The sequence below is a fragment of the Pseudomonas sp. PsB genome (assembly GCF_043658375.1).
GTDB classification, from domain to species: Bacteria; Pseudomonadota; Gammaproteobacteria; order Pseudomonadales; family Pseudomonadaceae; genus Aquipseudomonas; species Aquipseudomonas putida_Z.
Genome location: NZ_JBIGLU010000002.1, coordinates 218,019 through 233,511, shown reverse-complemented (window position 1 = coordinate 233,511; position 15,493 = coordinate 218,019). Strand labels below are relative to the sequence as shown.

The following is a 15,493-nucleotide window of genomic DNA, read 5'->3' as shown; positions in this document are numbered from 1 at the left end:
ATCCTTCGATGATCGCCCAGCTGCCGACCGTTGCCCCGAGCGCCAACTACCCCGAATTCCTCGAAGCCCTGCGCAGCAGCGGCTTCCGTGGCCAGATCAGTGCCGATTACGGTACCCGCACGGTGCTGGCCACCGACAACTCGATCTACCAGCGCTTGCCACAGGCGGCGGTGTTCCCGCTGGACGCCGACGATGTGGCGCGGGTCGCCACGCTGATGGCCGAGGAGCGCTTCCAGCAGGTCAAGCTGACCCCGCGCGGCGGTGGTACCGGCACCAACGGGCAGTCGCTGACCGACGGGATCGTCGTCGACCTGTCGCGGCACATGAACAAGATCCTCGAAATCAACGTCGAGGAACGCTGGGTGCGCGTGCAGGCCGGTACCGTCAAGGACCAGCTCAACGCCGCGCTCAAGCCGCACGGGCTGTTCTTCGCCCCCGAGCTGTCCACCTCCAACCGTGCCACTGTCGGCGGCATGATCAACACCGATGCCAGTGGCCAGGGCAGCTGCACCTATGGCAAGACCCGCGACCACGTACTGGAGCTGCACAGCGTGCTGCTCGGTGGCGAGCGCCTGCACAGCCTGCCGATCGACGATGCCGCGCTGGAACAGGCCTGTGCCGCGCCCGGGCGGGTCGGCGAGGTGTACCGCATGGCGCGGGAGATCCACGAAACCCAGGCCGACCTCATCGAAACCACCTTCCCCAAGCTCAACCGTTGCCTGACCGGCTACGACCTGGCGCACCTGCGCGACGAGCAGGGCCGCTTCAACCTCAACAGCGTGCTGTGCGGTGCCGAGGGCTCGCTGGGCTATGTGGTCGAAGCCAAGCTCAATGTGCTGCCGATCCCCAAGTACGCCGTGCTGGTCAACGTGCGTTACACCAGCTTCATGGATGCCCTGCGTGACGCCAACGCGCTGATGGCGCACAAGCCACTGTCGATCGAGACCGTCGATTCCAAGGTGCTGATGCTGGCGATGAAGGACATCGTCTGGCACAGCGTCGCCGAGTACTTCCCGGCCGACCCCGAGCGCCCGACCCTGGGCATCAACCTGGTGGAGTTCTGCGGCGACGAGCCGGCCGAGGTCAATGCCAAGGTGCAAGCGTTCATCCAGCACCTGCAGAACGACACCAGCGTCGAGCGCCTGGGCCACACCCTGGCCGAGGGTGCCGAGGCGGTGACCCGCGTCTACACCATGCGTAAACGTTCGGTGGGCCTGCTGGGCAACGTCGAGGGCGAAGTACGCCCGCAACCGTTCGTGGAAGACACCGCGGTACCGCCGGAGCAACTGGCCGACTACATCGCCGACTTCCGTGCACTGCTCGATGGCTACGGCCTGGCCTACGGCATGTTCGGCCACGTCGATGCCGGCGTGCTGCACGTGCGCCCGGCACTGGACATGAAGGACCCGGCCCAGGCCGCACTGGTCAAGCCGATTTCCGACGCCGTGGCGGCGCTGACCAAAAGCTATGGCGGCTTGCTGTGGGGCGAGCACGGCAAGGGCCTGCGTTCGGAATACGTGCCGGAGTACTTCGGCGAGCTGTACCCGGCGCTGCAGCGCCTGAAGGGCGCTTTCGACCCGCACAACCAGCTCAACCCGGGCAAGATCTGCACCCCGCCAGGCAGCGCCGAGGGCCTGACCAAGGTCGATGGCGTGACCCTGCGCGGCGACCTCGACCGCACCATCGACGAACGCGTGTGGCAGGACTTCCCTAGCGCCGTGCACTGCAACGGCAACGGCGCCTGCTACAACTACGACCCCAACGACGCCATGTGCCCGTCGTGGAAGGCCACCCGTGAACGCCAGCATTCGCCCAAGGGCCGTGCTTCGCTGATGCGCGAATGGCTGCGCCTGCAGGGCGAGGCCAACATCGATGTGCTGGCGGCGGCGCGCAACAAGGTGTCGTGGCTCAAGGGCCTGCCGGCACGCCTGCGCAACAACCGTGCGCGCAGCCAGGGCCAGGAAGACTTCTCCCATGAGGTGTATGACGCCATGGCCGGGTGCCTGGCGTGCAAGTCGTGCGCCGGGCAGTGCCCGATCAAGGTCAACGTGCCGGACTTCCGCTCGCGCTTCCTCGAGCTGTACCACGGCCGCTACCAGCGCCCGCTGCGTGACTACCTGATCGGTTCGCTGGAGTTCACCATCCCGTACCTGGCCCACGCGCCAGGGCTGTACAACGCGGTGATGGGCTCGAAGTGGGTGAGCAAGCTGCTGGCCGACAAGGTCGGCATGGTCGACAGCCCGCTGATCAGCCGCTTCAACTTCCAGGCCACCCTGACCCGCTGCCGTGTCGGCGTGGCCAGCGTGCCGGCCCTGCGTGAACTGACCCCGGCCCAGCGCGAGCGCAGCATCGTGCTGGTGCAGGATGCCTTTACCCGTTACTTCGAGACGCCGCTGCTGTCGGCCTTCATCGACCTGGCGCACCGCCTGGGCCACCGGGTATTCCTGGCGCCGTACAGTGCCAACGGCAAGCCACTGCACGTTCAGGGCTTCCTCGGTGCGTTCGCCAAGGCGGCGATCCGCAATGCCACCCAGCTCAAGGCCCTGGCCGAGTGCGGCGTGCCGCTGGTGGGCCTGGACCCGGCAATGACCCTGGTGTATCGCCAGGAGTACCAGAAAGTGCCGGGCCTGGATGGCTGCCCGCAGGTGCTGTTGCCGCAGGAGTGGTTGATGGATGTGCTGCCGGAGCAGGCACCGACCGCGCCGGGCAATTTCCGCCTGATGGCGCACTGCACCGAGAAGACCAACGTGCCGGCCAGCACCAGGCAGTGGGAGCAGGTGTTCGCCCGCCTTGGCCTGAAGCTGGTGACCGAGGCGACTGGCTGCTGCGGTATGTCCGGTACCTATGGGCACGAGGCGCGTAACCAGGACACTTCGCGGACCATCTTCGAGCAGTCGTGGGCGACCAAGCTGGACAAGGAAGGCGAGCCGCTGGCGACCGGTTACTCGTGCCGCAGCCAGGTCAAGCGCATGACCGAGCGGCAGATGCGCCACCCGCTGGAAGTGGTGCTGCAGTACGCGCAGCGCTGACCTTCAGGGCCCCGGGGGCTGCCTTGCAGCCCATCGCGACACAAGGCCGCTCCTACAAGAGACCGCGTTTTTCTTGTAGGAGCGGCCTTGTGTCGCGAAAGGGGCGCAACGCGCCCCCTGTTTTTAGAGACCCCGCTGACGCCGCACCTGCCTGTACAGATACAGGCTCAACACCAGCCCGCAAGCCGCCGCCGCTGCCGCAAACAGAAACATCGAAGCAAACCCGAACCCCGCCGCCACCGCGCCCACCAGCGGCCCGGTCACCCCCAGCGACAAATCGATGAACAGCGAATAAGCCCCCACCGCCGCCCCGCGGTTGGCCGCCGACACCTGGTTCACCGCCTCCACCCCCAGTGCCGGGAACACCAGCGAGAAGCCGAACCCGCTCAGCGCGGCCCCCGCCAACGCCAGTTCGGCGCTGGGCGCCAGCCACAGCATCAGCAGCCCGAGCGTTTCCACCGACAGGCAGGCGATCGCCACCCGGAACCCGCCAAGCTGGTTGATCAGGTTGCCGAACAGCAGTCGCGCACTGATGAAGCTGGCACCGAACAGGCTCAGGGTCAGTGCCGCATTGGCCCAGCCGCGGCTGGCGTAATACAAGGTGATGAAGGTGGCGATGGTGCCAAAACCGATCGAGCCCAGGGCAAGCCCCGAGCCGTGCGGGAACACCTTGCCCAGCACCCGCAGAAACGGCAGGCGCACGCCACTGACGATCGGTGCGGCCTGTTTGGGCCAGGCCAGCAGCAACCCGAGCGCACACAGCAGGATGATGCTCACGCCCATGCTCCACAGGCCCAGGCTCTTGACCATCAGCACGCCCAGCGGAGCACCGATGGCCAGCGCTCCATAGCTGGCGATGCCATTCCAGGAAATGACCTTGGCCGTGTTTTCGGCACCTACGCGGCCGATGCCCCAGCCAATGGCACCGGAGCCCACCAGGCTTTCCGCACTGCCAAGTACCAGGCGGCCGACCAGCAGGCAGGCCAGGCTCAGCCAGGGCAGGTGGGTGAGGAAGGCGCAGGCCAGCATGAACACCCCGCTGAGCCCGCAGCCGACCAGGCCATACATGACTGCCTTCTTGCTGCCGTGGTTGTCGATGATGCGGCTGGCGGTGGGCCGGCTGAGCAGGGTGGCCAGGTACTGCACGCTGATCACCAGCCCCGCGACCACGGCACTGAAGCCCAGATCGTTGTGCACATAGCCGGGCAATACGGCCAGCGGGATGCCGATGTTCAGGTAGCCGATGAAGGTGAAGAGGACGATGGAGACGACTTGCAGGGTGACCGCAAGGGGGCGCGGTGAGTGGGGCATGAGGGCCTACGTGGGTTCTGGACGGTGTGAAAACGTGATGACGGGGGTAGCCCGCAGGTCAGCCGTTTTCACACAGTCGGGGATGCGCGGTTATTCCTGGTCAGCGCTGGATTGATCGTCACCATCCTGCTCGACGGCAGCTGCCGGTTCGGCGTGAACGGTCACGGTTGGCTCTTCTGGGTTCAGGCTTGGGAAGGGAAGATTCGGGATTTCATGCATCTCGTCGTTCCTCGCAAGTGTGAGTGAAAAGTCTGCGCCAGGCGCGTTTGAAGCTTCGCAAAGCTGGGGCAGGATACACAAGTCTGGATGACAGTTTGGATTTTTTAGCGGTCGCTTGTCGGTTTTGCGGGCGAACAGCGGACATTTTTCCCATAAAAAATGGGGCCGCTTCGCGCCCCTTCGCGGGCTTGCCCGCTCCCACAAGGACCGCGAAAATTAGGGCTTGCGCGGTTCCTGTGGGAGCGGGCAAGCCCGCGAAGGGGCGCGAAGCGGCCCCAATTTCCAAGCAGTTACTTGCGGCCTTCAGCCGTCTCCGCCACCTTGTCGGTGCGTGCGCACATGATGAAGTCATTGCGGTGCAGGCCTTTGATCGAGTGGCTCCACCAGGTCACGGTGACCTTGCCCCACTCGGTCAGCAGGCCCGGGTGGTGGCCTTCGGCCTCGGCGATCTCGCCCACGGCATTGGTGAACGCCAGGGCGTGCTTGAAGTTCTTGAACAGGAACACGCGTTCCAGCTCCATGTGGCCGTCACGTACTTCGATGTTCCAGTCCGGGATTTCGCGAATCAGCTCGGCCAGCTCTTCGTCGGTGACCTTTGGTGCGTCGGCGCGGCAGGCTTCGCAATGGGCTTGGTTCAAGGCATTCATGTGGTGTTTTCCGGTTCGAGTTGTTATCGGCGAGGTCGCTCAGGCAGCGACCTTGGGTGGAAACTTCGGTGCGTGCAGGCCCAGCTGCATGGCTTTGTGAACCATGCCCATGATGTCTTCGTGGGCCAGGTCGAACAGGCACTTCATGTTCGGCAGCACGAAATACAGTGGCTGCAGGATGTCGATGCGATACGGTGTGCGCATGGCCTCTATCGGGTCGAAGGCCTGGTGCTCGGGCTCGCCAGACAGACTGTAGACGGTCTCCTTTGGCGACGAGAGGATGCCACCGCCATAGATCTTGCGGCCCTGCGCGGTTTCCATCAGGCCGAACTCGATGGTCATCCAGTACAGGCGCGCCAGGTACACGCGTTGTTCCTTGGTCGCGGCCAGGCCGAGCTTGCCGTAGGTATGGGTGAATTCGGCGAACCAAGGGTTGGTCAGCAGCGGGCAGTGGCCGAAGATCTCGTGGAAGATATCGGGCTCTTGCAGGTAGTCCAGCTCTTCCGGGGTACGGATGAAGGTAGCCACCGGGAAGCGCTTGCTGGCCAGCAGTTCAAAGAAGGTCTGGAAGGGGATCAGCGCCGGGACCCGGGCAACCTGCCAACCGGTGGTGGCGCCCAGCACCTTGTTGATCTCGCCCAGTTGCGGAATACGGTCATGAGGCAGCTTGAGCTGGTCGATGCCGTCCAGGTATTCCTGGCACGCGCGGCCTTCGATCACTTTCAGCTGACGGGTGATCAGGGTGTTCCATACCGCATGCTCTTGCTGCGGGTAATCGATAAAACCATGCGCATCGGGCTCGCGTGCCACGTATTGCGTCTGTTTCATGTGGCTCTCCTGGTGAGGGCTTTTCTTGTTATGTGCAGGACATGCCTTAGGAATATCCCTTCGCTGGCCGCTTTGCACGGGGTGGGCCAGTGGGCGGGACCGGCATCCGGCGACGTTTTCGTAACGATAATTTTACAAAAAGGCGCAGGTGTCGGAAAATCCGAGGCATCTGGCTGAAGCTTCGGCTGTTTTTGTCAGCTTATCTTTACGACTTTTCCGCGCGGTGTTGAAAAACATTGGCGCTTCGAGAGCCCTCATGCGTATCAAAGTGCATTGCCAGAACCGTATTGGCATCCTGCGCGACATCCTCAACCTGCTGGTGGAGTACGGCATCAACGTGCTGCGCGGCGAGGTGGGCGGTGACCATGGCAACGCCATCTACCTGCATTGCCCGAACCTGATCAATCTGCAGTTCCAGGCGCTGCGGCCGAAGTTCGAGGCGATTGCCGGGGTATTCGGTGTCAAGCGCGTGGGGCTGATGCCCAGCGAGCGCCGGCACATGGAGCTGAATGCGCTGCTGGGGGCGCTGGACTTCCCGGTGCTGTCGATCGACATGGGTGGCAGCATCGTCGCCGCCAACCGGGCCGCTGCGCAGCTGCTGGGCGTGCGGGTGGACGAGGTGCCGGGCATGCCGCTGGCGCGTTATGTGGAGGATTTCGACCTGCCAGAGCTGGTGCGCGCCAACAAGTCGCGCATCAACGGCCTGCGCATCAAGGTCAAGGGCGATGTGTTCCTGGCCGATATCGCGCCGCTGCAGTCTGAGCACGACGACAGCGAGGCGCTGGCCGGTGCGGTGTTGACCCTGCACCGCGCTGACCGTATCGGTGAGCGCATCTACAACGTGCGCAAGCAGGAGCTGCGCGGTTTCGACAGTATCTTCCAGAGCTCGCGGGTGATGGCTGCGGTGGTACGCGAGGCGCGGCGCATGGCGCCGCTGGACGCACCATTGCTGATCGAGGGCGAGACCGGCACCGGCAAGGAGTTGCTGGCGCGTGCCTGCCACCTGGCAAGCCCGCGCGGCCAGTCGCCGTTGATGGCGCTCAACTGCGCCGGGTTGCCCGAGTCGATGGCCGAGACCGAACTGTTCGGTTACGGGCCCGGGGCATTCGAAGGGGCACGGGCCGAGGGCAAGCTGGGGCTGCTGGAGCTGACCGCCGGTGGCACGCTGTTTCTTGATGGGGTAGGGGAGATGAGCCCGCGCCTGCAGGTGAAGCTGCTGCGTTTTCTGCAGGATGGCTGTTTCCGTCGTGTCGGCAGCGATGAAGAGGTGTACCTGGATGTGCGGGTGATCTGCGCGACCCAGGTGGATTTGTCCGAATTGTGTGCCCGTGGCGAGTTTCGTCAGGACCTGTATCACCGGCTCAATGTGTTGTCGCTGCACATTCCGCCATTGCGCGAATGCATGGATGGCCTGGAAGGGCTGGTTCAGCACTTTCTCGACCAGGCCAGCCGACAGATTGGCTGCGCCATGCCGCGCCTGGCGCCGGCGGCGATGGACAAACTTGGCCAGTATCATTGGCCGGGTAATGTAAGGCAGTTGGAAAACGTGTTGTTCCAGGCGGTTTCGTTATGCGAAGGCGGCGTGGTCAAAAGTGAACATATACGTTTGCCGGATTACGGCGTGCGCCAACCGCTGGGTGAGTTTTCGCTGGAGGGGGATCTTTCGCAGATTGTCGGGCGCTTTGAAAAAGCGGTGCTGGAAAGTTTGATGGGGGAATTCCCGAGTAGTCGGGCTTTAGGTAAAAGACTGGGTGTTTCGCATACGACTATTGCCAACAAGTTGAGGGATTATTCGTTGGGCAAGTCGGTAGATTAATAAGCGGTTGGTCAATAACCTGTTAATCAGGTGCAATATTCTTCGCAGGCTTGCCCGCTCCCACAGGTACCGCGCCAAATTCAAGGCTGTGGGAGCGGGCAAGCCCGCGAATGGGGCCCGCAGGGCCCCCAATTCACAAGGTATCAGCCGTTCGAGCAGCCGTTCCCCATCACGCGGTATTCGAGAATGTGCTTCTGGCCCTTGGAGTCCTCGTAGGTCATGCGGGCTGGCACGACTTCGCACACATTGGGCACTTCGCTCATGGAAATGACGCGGGCAATGTCCAGGTGCTGCGAGTAACTGTACTGTTCAACCGGAATCTGCTCGGCATCTTTGGCTTCGCCGGCCATCGCCGCGCCGCAAAGACTGCCAAGTACCAATACCAGTAAAGCTTTCATTTTCAATTTACCTGTCTAAGGTCGTGAGGGGGCACGCGGCGCTTATGGCGCCGCGAGTATTGCTAGTTTTAACTATCGGGTTTGATGGGGATTAACGTTTGCCTTCGTGGGGGCTGTTACCAGTTGTTAATCGCCTTGCCGTTGCTGGCGAGGTGAATTTTATGGCTGGGGCCAAGGCCGAAACAGTGGGTCTTTTGATAAAGTGTTTTGACAGAATCTGTAACAATCCTCTGGTAAACGGCCCCATTCTTTCCTCGCCATGGCTGTAAGGTGCGTGCCAGAGCGCTTTGTCTGGACGGGCGTACCAAATTACTACCAACGTCGAATGGCTTTTGTCGCTCTGGTACAGTTACAAACGGTTCCATACAAAAACAACTATTACACCGAGGTAACACAGATGAGTGCGGCTCCACTGTATCCCGTTCGTCCCGAGGTTGCGGCCACCACCCTGACCGACGAGGCCACCTACAAGGCCATGTACCAGCAGTCGGTGATCAACCCGGACGGCTTCTGGCGCGAGCAGGCCCAGCGCATCGACTGGATCAAGCCGTTCACCAAGGTCAAGCAGACCTCCTTCGACGACCACCACGTCGATATCAAATGGTTCGCCGACGGCACTCTGAACGTTTCCTCCAACTGCCTGGACCGCCACCTCGAAGAGCGCGGCGACCAGCTGGCCATCATCTGGGAAGGCGACGACCCTTCCGAACACCGCAACATCACCTACCGCGAACTGCACGAGCAGGTCTGCAAGTTCGCCAACGCCCTGCGTGGCCAGGATGTGCACCGGGGTGACGTGGTCACCATCTATATGCCGATGATCCCCGAGGCCGTAGTCGCCATGCTGGCCTGTGCCCGTATCGGTGCGATCCATTCGGTGGTGTTCGGCGGCTTCTCGCCCGAGGCGCTGGCCGGCCGTATCATCGACTGCAAGTCCAAGGTCGTGATTACCGCCGACGAAGGCGTGCGCGGTGGCCGGCGTACCCCGCTCAAGGCCAACGTCGACCTGGCGCTGACCAACCCTGAAACCAACAGCGTGCAGAAGATCATCGTGTGCAAGCGCACCGGTGGCGACATTGCCTGGCACCAGCACCGCGACATCTGGTACGAAGACCTGATGAAAGTCGCCTCCAGCCACTGCGCGCCGAAAGAGATGGGTGCCGAGGAAGCGCTGTTCATCCTTTATACCTCCGGCTCCACCGGCAAGCCGAAGGGCGTGCTGCACACCACCGGCGGCTACCTGGTATACGCCGCGCTGACCCATGAGCGCGTGTTCGACTATCGCCCGGGCGAGGTGTACTGGTGCACCGCCGACGTGGGTTGGGTCACCGGCCACAGCTACATCGTCTACGGCCCGCTGGCCAACGGCGCCACCACCCTGCTGTTCGAAGGCGTGCCGAATTACCCCGACATCACCCGCGTGTCGAAGATCGTCGACAAGCACAAGGTCAACATCCTGTACACCGCGCCAACCGCCATCCGCGCGATGATGGCCGAAGGGCAGGCTGCTGTTGAAGGTGCCGATGGCTCCAGCCTGCGCCTGCTGGGCTCGGTGGGTGAGCCGATCAACCCCGAAGCCTGGAACTGGTACTACAAGACCGTGGGCAAGGAGCGTTGCCCGATCGTCGACACCTGGTGGCAGACCGAGACCGGAGGCATCCTGATCAGCCCGCTGCCGGGCGCCACCGGCCTCAAGCCGGGCTCGGCAACCCGCCCGTTCTTCGGCGTGGTGCCGGCGCTGGTGGACAACCTGGGCAACCTGATCGAGGGCGCTGCCGAAGGCAACCTGGTGATCCTCGATTCCTGGCCGGGCCAGTCGCGTTCGCTGTACGGCGACCACGACCGTTTCGTCGATACCTACTTCAAGACCTTCCGTGGCATGTACTTCACCGGTGACGGTGCGCGCCGCGACGAGGATGGCTACTACTGGATCACCGGCCGCGTGGATGACGTGCTGAACGTGTCCGGTCACCGCATGGGTACTGCCGAGATCGAAAGTGCCATGGTGGCGCATGCGAAAGTGGCCGAGGCCGCGGTGGTGGGTGTGCCGCACGACATCAAGGGGCAGGGCATCTATGTGTATGTCACCCTCAACGCCGGTATCGAGGCCAGCGAGCAGCTGCGCCTGGAGCTGAAAAACTGGGTGCGCAAGGAAATCGGCCCGATCGCCTCGCCGGATGTGATCCAGTGGGCGCCGGGGCTGCCGAAGACCCGGTCGGGCAAGATCATGCGCCGCATCCTGCGCAAGATTGCCACGGGTGAGTACGATGCCCTGGGCGATATCTCGACCCTGGCCGACCCGGGTGTGGTGCAGCACCTGATCGATACCCACAAGGCCATGAGCCTGGCTTCGGCCTGATAGCGAAGCAGGGCGCATGCTGACGGCTTTATGCGATCCCTGTGGGAGCGGCTTTAGCCGCGAAGAACCCGGCGCGGTGGATGGCACCGGCGTTGCCGGTGTTCGCGGCTGAAGCCGCTCCCACAGGGTAAGGCGTGTGCTGTACCTGTGAGATCAGCCAATAAAACCCCCGTCCGGGCAACCGGCGGGGTTTTTTGCTTTACTGTTACCCGACATTCATCGGTAACTGTTCTGTCACCGGCGCCGCACAATATCGGGGCGCCAGGAAACAAATCCGGCCTGTTTCAGTGCGTTTTCGCAGCCTTTTTTGCGACACGGCACGCTGCACTTGCCGTAATACAAGGCTTTGCCAATAATAGGCCCGGGAATTGCTAGTACTATAGGTTCTATTTCTTGCGCTCTTGCATATTTTGCAATGGCTGTCAACATCGCCCGCTGCCGTTTCAAGCGCTTCTGTAAGTAGTTGTCGCTTTGAAGAAATATCGACTACCGGGCTGTCGTTAAAATGCCAATCACTCGCTCGTGGTCTGCGACCTTGGTCGAACCCTGCGCGGCTCGCGTTGTACCCATTCGCATATCGGGCAGCCGTTACCTGCCTTGTATTGCTCCGTACCGATGGAGTTACCTGATGAAGAAGCTCGCACTGCTTGGCGCCCTGGCGCTGTCCGTGTTTTCCCTGGTGTCGCAGGCCGATGAAAAACCGCTGAAAATCGGCATCGAAGCCGCTTACCCACCCTTCGCCTTCAAGCAGCCAGACGGCAGCATTGCCGGTTTTGACTACGACATCGGCAACGCCCTGTGCGAAGAGATGAAAGCCAAGTGCACCTGGGTCGAGCAGGAGTTCGACGGCCTGATCCCGGCGCTGAAAGTGCGCAAGATCGACGCCATCCTGTCGTCCATGTCGATCACCGAAGACCGCAAGAAATCGGTCGACTTCACCAAGCGCTACTACCTGACCCCGGCGCGCCTGGTGATGAAGGAAGGTACCGCCGTCAGCGACAGCCTGGATGAGCTCAAGGGCAAGAAGATTGGTGTGCAGCGCGGTTCGATCCACGACCGCTTCGCCAAGGAAGTGCTGGGCGCCAAAGGTGCCACCGTGGTTCCTTACGGCACCCAGAACGAAATCTACCTGGACGTGGCAGCTGGCCGCCTCGATGGCACCGTGGCTGACGCCACCCTGCTGGAAGACGGCTTCCTCAAGACCGACGCCGGCAAGGGCTTCGCCTTCGTAGGCCCGTCCTTCACCGACGCCAAGTACTTCGGTGACGGCATCGGTATTGCCGTGCGCAAGGGTGACAAGGCCAACGTCGACCGCATCAACGCTGCCATCGATGCCATCCGTGCCAACGGCAAGTACAAAGAAATCGAGAAGAAGTACTTCAACTTCGACATCTACGGTCCAGACTCGAACTAAGACGTCGGGTTTCACCTGTGCAATGGTGCAAACAGCAGAGGCTCTGAGGTTTGCACCATTTTTCATTCTCTAGGTCGAGGACCTCATCATGTTGAAAGGCTACGGGGCAGTCATCCTCGACGGGGCGTGGCTGACGCTTCAGCTCGCCCTGTCGTCGATGGCCCTGGCCATCGTGCTCGGCCTGATCGGTGTGGCGCTGCGCTTGTCGCCGGTGCGCTGGCTGGCCTGGCTGGGCGATCTGTATTCCACGGTGATTCGTGGTATTCCGGACCTGGTCCTGATCCTGCTGATCTTCTACGGCGGACAGGACATCATCAACCGCGTTGCGCCGCTGCTCGGTTATGAAGACTACATCGACCTGAATCCGCTGATCGCGGGTATCGGTACCCTGGGCTTCATCTTTGGTGCCTACCTGTCGGAAACCTTCCGCGGTGCGTTCCTCGGTATTCCGAAAGGCCAGGCCGAAGCGGGCGTGGCGTATGGCATGAGCAACCGCCAGGTGTTCTTCCGCATCCAGGTGCCGCAAATGATTCGCCTGGCGATCCCGGGCTTCACCAACAACTGGCTGGTGCTGACCAAGGCCACCGCGCTGATTTCGGTAGTGGGCCTGCAGGACATGATGTTCAAGGCCAAGCAGGCGGCCGACGCCACCCGCGAGCCTTTCACCTTCTTCCTGGCGGTGGCGGCCCTGTACCTGGTGCTGACCAGCATCTCGCTGCTGGCCCTGAAGTATCTCGAGCGCCGCTACTCGGTGGGCGTCAAGGTGGCTGAACTATGATCTTCGACTACAACGTCGTCTGGGAGGCACTGCCGATGTACTTCGGCGGCCTGCTGACCACCCTCAAGCTGCTGGCGATTTCGCTGTTCTTCGGGCTGCTGGCGGCCATTCCGCTGGGCCTGATGCGGGTGTCCAAGCAGCCAGCGGTCAATCTCGTGGCGTGGCTGTACACCTACGTGATCCGCGGCACGCCGATGCTGGTGCAGCTGTTCCTGATCTACTACGGCCTGGCGCAGTTCGAGGCGGTGCGCGAAAGCTTCCTGTGGCCGCTGCTGTCCAGCGCTACCTTCTGCGCCTGCCTGGCGTTCGGCATCAACACCAGTGCCTACACCGCCGAAATCATCGCTGGCAGCCTCAAGGCCACGCCCCATGGCGAAATCGAGGCGGCCAAGGCCATGGGCATGTCGCGCATGAAGATGTACCGGCGCATCCTGCTGCCGTCGGCCCTGCGCCGGGCGCTGCCGCAGTACAGCAACGAAGTGATCATGATGCTGCAGACCACCAGCCTGGCGTCGATCGTCACCCTGATCGACATCACTGGCGCTGCGCGCACGGTCAATGCCCAGTACTACCTGCCTTTCGAGGCCTATATCACGGCGGGCGTGTTCTACCTGTGCCTGACCTTCATCCTGGTGCGCCTGTTCAAGATGGCCGAACGCCGCTGGCTCGGCTACCTGGCGCCGCGCAAGCACTGACCGCTTTGTGAGAATCGACAGCATGTACAAACTCGAAGTCCAAGACCTGCACAAGCGCTACGGCAGCCATGAAGTGCTCAAGGGCGTGTCCCTGTCGGCCAAGGCAGGCGATGTCATCAGCATCATCGGCTCCAGCGGTTCGGGCAAGTCGACCTTCCTGCGCTGCATCAACCTGCTGGAGCAACCGCACGCCGGCAAGATCCTGCTCAACAACGAAGAGTTGAAGCTGGTACCGGGCAAGGACGGCGCGCTCAAGGCCGCCGACCCGCGTCAGCTGCAGCGCATGCGCTCGCGCCTGTCGATGGTTTTCCAGCACTTCAACCTGTGGTCGCACATGACAGCGCTGGAAAACATCATCGAGGCGCCGGTGCACGTGCTGGGCGTGAACCGCAAGGAAGCCCTGGAAAAGGCCGAGCACTACCTGGCCAAGGTGGGTGTCGCTCATCGCAAGGACGCCTTCCCGGGGCACATGTCCGGCGGCGAGCAGCAGCGTGTGGCAATTGCCCGGGCGCTGGCCATGGAACCGGAGGTGATGCTGTTCGACGAGCCGACCTCGGCGCTGGACCCGGAACTGGTGGGCGATGTGCTCAAGGTGATGCAGGCGCTGGCCCAGGAAGGCCGCACCATGGTGGTGGTGACCCACGAAATGGGTTTTGCCCGTGAGGTGTCCAACCAGCTGGTGTTCCTGCACAAGGGCCTGGTGGAAGAAACCGGCTGCCCGCGCGAAGTGCTGGCCAACCCGCAGTCGGAGCGCCTGAAGCAGTTCCTATCCGGCAGCCTGAAGTAAAAACTGCAATTTTGCACCAGAATAGGGCATGCTGCGCGGCGAGCGCAGCCTGACCCGGCGCACAGACTCGAACGACCTCAGGTTTCGGACCGCACCCTATGACCACCCAGCGAATCGGTTTTCTCATCTGGCCCAGCACCCGGCCCTTGACCCTGGCGCTGGCCGAGGAAGTGTTGCAGGTGGCGCAGCGGGTGCACCCGGAGGTGGCCTACGAGCTAATCTTCCTGCAGGCGGAGCCGGCGCAAGAGGGCAGCTGGCGCCTGCCGGGCGAGCCGTGGAACGGCCGCCTTGAGGGGTGCCAAAAGCTGTTCCTGTTGGCTGACGAGCAGCCGCCGGCGGTGGGGGCTGCGTTGTCGGCGGCGCTCAAGCAACTGGCGCGCAGTGGCTGCATGATCGGCGGCCTGTCGGCCGGGGTCTACCCCCTGGCGATGCTGGGCCTGCTCGACGGTTACCGGGCTGCGGTGCACTGGCGCTGGCAGGATGATTTTGCCGAGCGCTTCCCCAAGGTCATCGCCACCAGTCACCTGTTCGACTGGGACCGCGATCGCCTGACTGCATGTGGCGGCATGGCCGTGACCGACCTGCTGCTGGCGGTGCTGGCCCGTGACCACGGGGCGGAGCTGGCCGGGGCAGTGTCGGAGGAACTGGTGGTCGAGCGCATCCGCGAGGGTGGCGAGCGCCAGCGCATTCCGCTGCAGAACCGCCTGGGCTCCAGCCATCCCAAGCTGACCCAGGCGGTGCTGCTGATGGAGGCCAACATCGAAGAGCCGCTGACCACCGACGAAATTGCCCAGCACGTGTGCGTTTCGCGCCGGCAGCTGGAGCGTATCTTCAAGCAGTACCTGAACCGCGTGCCGAGCCAGTATTACCTGGAGCTGCGGCTGAACAAGGCGCGGCAGATGCTGATGCAGACCAGCAAGTCGATCATCCAGATCGGGCTGTCCTGCGGCTTCTCCTCGGGGCCGCATTTTTCCAGTGCCTACCGCAACTTCTTTGGCGCAACGCCGCGGGAGGATCGCAACCAGCGGCGTAGCAGCAGCCCGTTCGAACTGAGCTCGGCGCCTGCCGAAAAGGGTTGAGGTTCCGGGTGGGATCGGGGCGTATGCCTTGAGGTTGATGGCGGGGCTGAAATCGAGCGCCGCCCGCGCGGCGCTTCGCAGCACAAGGCTGCTCCTACATCTGTTTCCGGCCAGTCACGCCTGCACCATCGCA

13 protein-coding genes are annotated in these 15,493 nt (G+C 62.8%); 8 read left to right on the top strand and 5 right to left on the bottom strand.

Annotated features, from left to right (window positions below; translation table 11 throughout):
• Positions 1-8: 8 nt before the first annotated feature.
• Positions 9-3,029 (top strand): FAD-binding and (Fe-S)-binding domain-containing protein, encoded by a 3,021-nt coding sequence (locus ACGLHT_RS05855; RefSeq protein WP_274120186.1) that lies wholly within the window; start codon positions 9-11, stop codon positions 3,027-3,029.
• A gap of 123 nt (positions 3,030-3,152) precedes the next feature.
• Here ACGLHT_RS05855 and ACGLHT_RS05850 read toward each other — a convergent pair whose 3' ends face one another.
• The 4 genes from ACGLHT_RS05850 to phhA form a co-directional block, all read right to left on the bottom strand.
• Positions 3,153-4,340 carry an MFS transporter gene (locus tag ACGLHT_RS05850; protein ID WP_274120187.1) on the bottom strand — a complete coding sequence of 396 codons (1,188 nt, stop codon included), beginning with the start codon at positions 4,338-4,340 and terminating at the stop codon, positions 3,153-3,155.
• A gap of 90 nt (positions 4,341-4,430) precedes the next feature.
• Positions 4,431-4,559, bottom strand: a complete 129-nt coding sequence (locus tag ACGLHT_RS05845; RefSeq protein ID WP_015271274.1) for a hypothetical protein — start codon at positions 4,557-4,559, stop codon at positions 4,431-4,433.
• Positions 4,560-4,849: 290 nt separating this feature from the next.
• On the bottom strand, positions 4,850-5,206 hold the full coding sequence (locus ACGLHT_RS05840) for a 4a-hydroxytetrahydrobiopterin dehydratase (RefSeq protein WP_003254532.1): 357 nt from the start codon (positions 5,204-5,206) through the stop codon (positions 4,850-4,852).
• A gap of 39 nt (positions 5,207-5,245) precedes the next feature.
• Positions 5,246-6,034, bottom strand: a complete 789-nt coding sequence (phhA, locus tag ACGLHT_RS05835) for a phenylalanine 4-monooxygenase (RefSeq protein ID WP_025340130.1) — start codon at positions 6,032-6,034, stop codon at positions 5,246-5,248.
• Positions 6,035-6,290: 256 nt separating this feature from the next.
• Here phhA and ACGLHT_RS05830 point away from each other — a divergent pair, with 256 nt between their 5' ends.
• The gene (locus tag ACGLHT_RS05830) at positions 6,291-7,850 is read left to right on the top strand and encodes a sigma-54-dependent transcriptional regulator (RefSeq protein WP_274120188.1); all 1,560 of its coding nucleotides are present in this window, start codon (positions 6,291-6,293) and stop codon (positions 7,848-7,850) included.
• Between the two features lie 143 nt (positions 7,851-7,993).
• Here the strand turns inward: ACGLHT_RS05830 and ACGLHT_RS05825 are convergent, their stop codons facing one another.
• Positions 7,994-8,248: a DUF2790 domain-containing protein gene (locus ACGLHT_RS05825; protein WP_003260110.1), complete on the bottom strand. Its 255-nt coding sequence runs from the start codon at positions 8,246-8,248 to the stop codon at positions 7,994-7,996.
• Positions 8,249-8,645: 397 nt separating this feature from the next.
• Between ACGLHT_RS05825 and acs the strand changes: the two genes are divergently transcribed.
• From acs to argR, 6 genes are all read left to right on the top strand, one after another.
• Positions 8,646-10,607 carry an acetate--CoA ligase gene (gene acs / locus ACGLHT_RS05820; protein ID WP_015271271.1) on the top strand — a complete coding sequence of 654 codons (1,962 nt, stop codon included), beginning with the start codon at positions 8,646-8,648 and terminating at the stop codon, positions 10,605-10,607.
• A gap of 628 nt (positions 10,608-11,235) precedes the next feature.
• On the top strand, positions 11,236-12,021 hold the full coding sequence (locus ACGLHT_RS05815) for an ABC transporter substrate-binding protein (protein WP_075045965.1): 786 nt from the start codon (positions 11,236-11,238) through the stop codon (positions 12,019-12,021).
• 88 nt (positions 12,022-12,109) lie between these two features.
• Entirely contained in the window at positions 12,110-12,799 is a 690-nt protein-coding gene (locus ACGLHT_RS05810) for an ABC transporter permease (RefSeq protein ID WP_003260113.1), read from the top strand.
• Complete coding sequence (locus ACGLHT_RS05805) at positions 12,796-13,494, top strand: ABC transporter permease (protein WP_003260115.1); 699 nt, start codon at positions 12,796-12,798, stop codon at positions 13,492-13,494. Before ACGLHT_RS05810 ends, ACGLHT_RS05805 begins: the two co-directional genes overlap by 4 nt.
• Positions 13,495-13,516: 22 nt before the next feature.
• The gene (locus ACGLHT_RS05800; protein WP_025340127.1) at positions 13,517-14,281 is read left to right on the top strand and encodes an ABC transporter ATP-binding protein; all 765 of its coding nucleotides are present in this window, start codon (positions 13,517-13,519) and stop codon (positions 14,279-14,281) included.
• A gap of 98 nt (positions 14,282-14,379) precedes the next feature.
• Positions 14,380-15,360 carry a transcriptional regulator ArgR gene (gene argR, locus ACGLHT_RS05795; protein WP_274120189.1) on the top strand — a complete coding sequence of 327 codons (981 nt, stop codon included), beginning with the start codon at positions 14,380-14,382 and terminating at the stop codon, positions 15,358-15,360.
• Positions 15,361-15,493 lie beyond the last annotated feature (133 nt).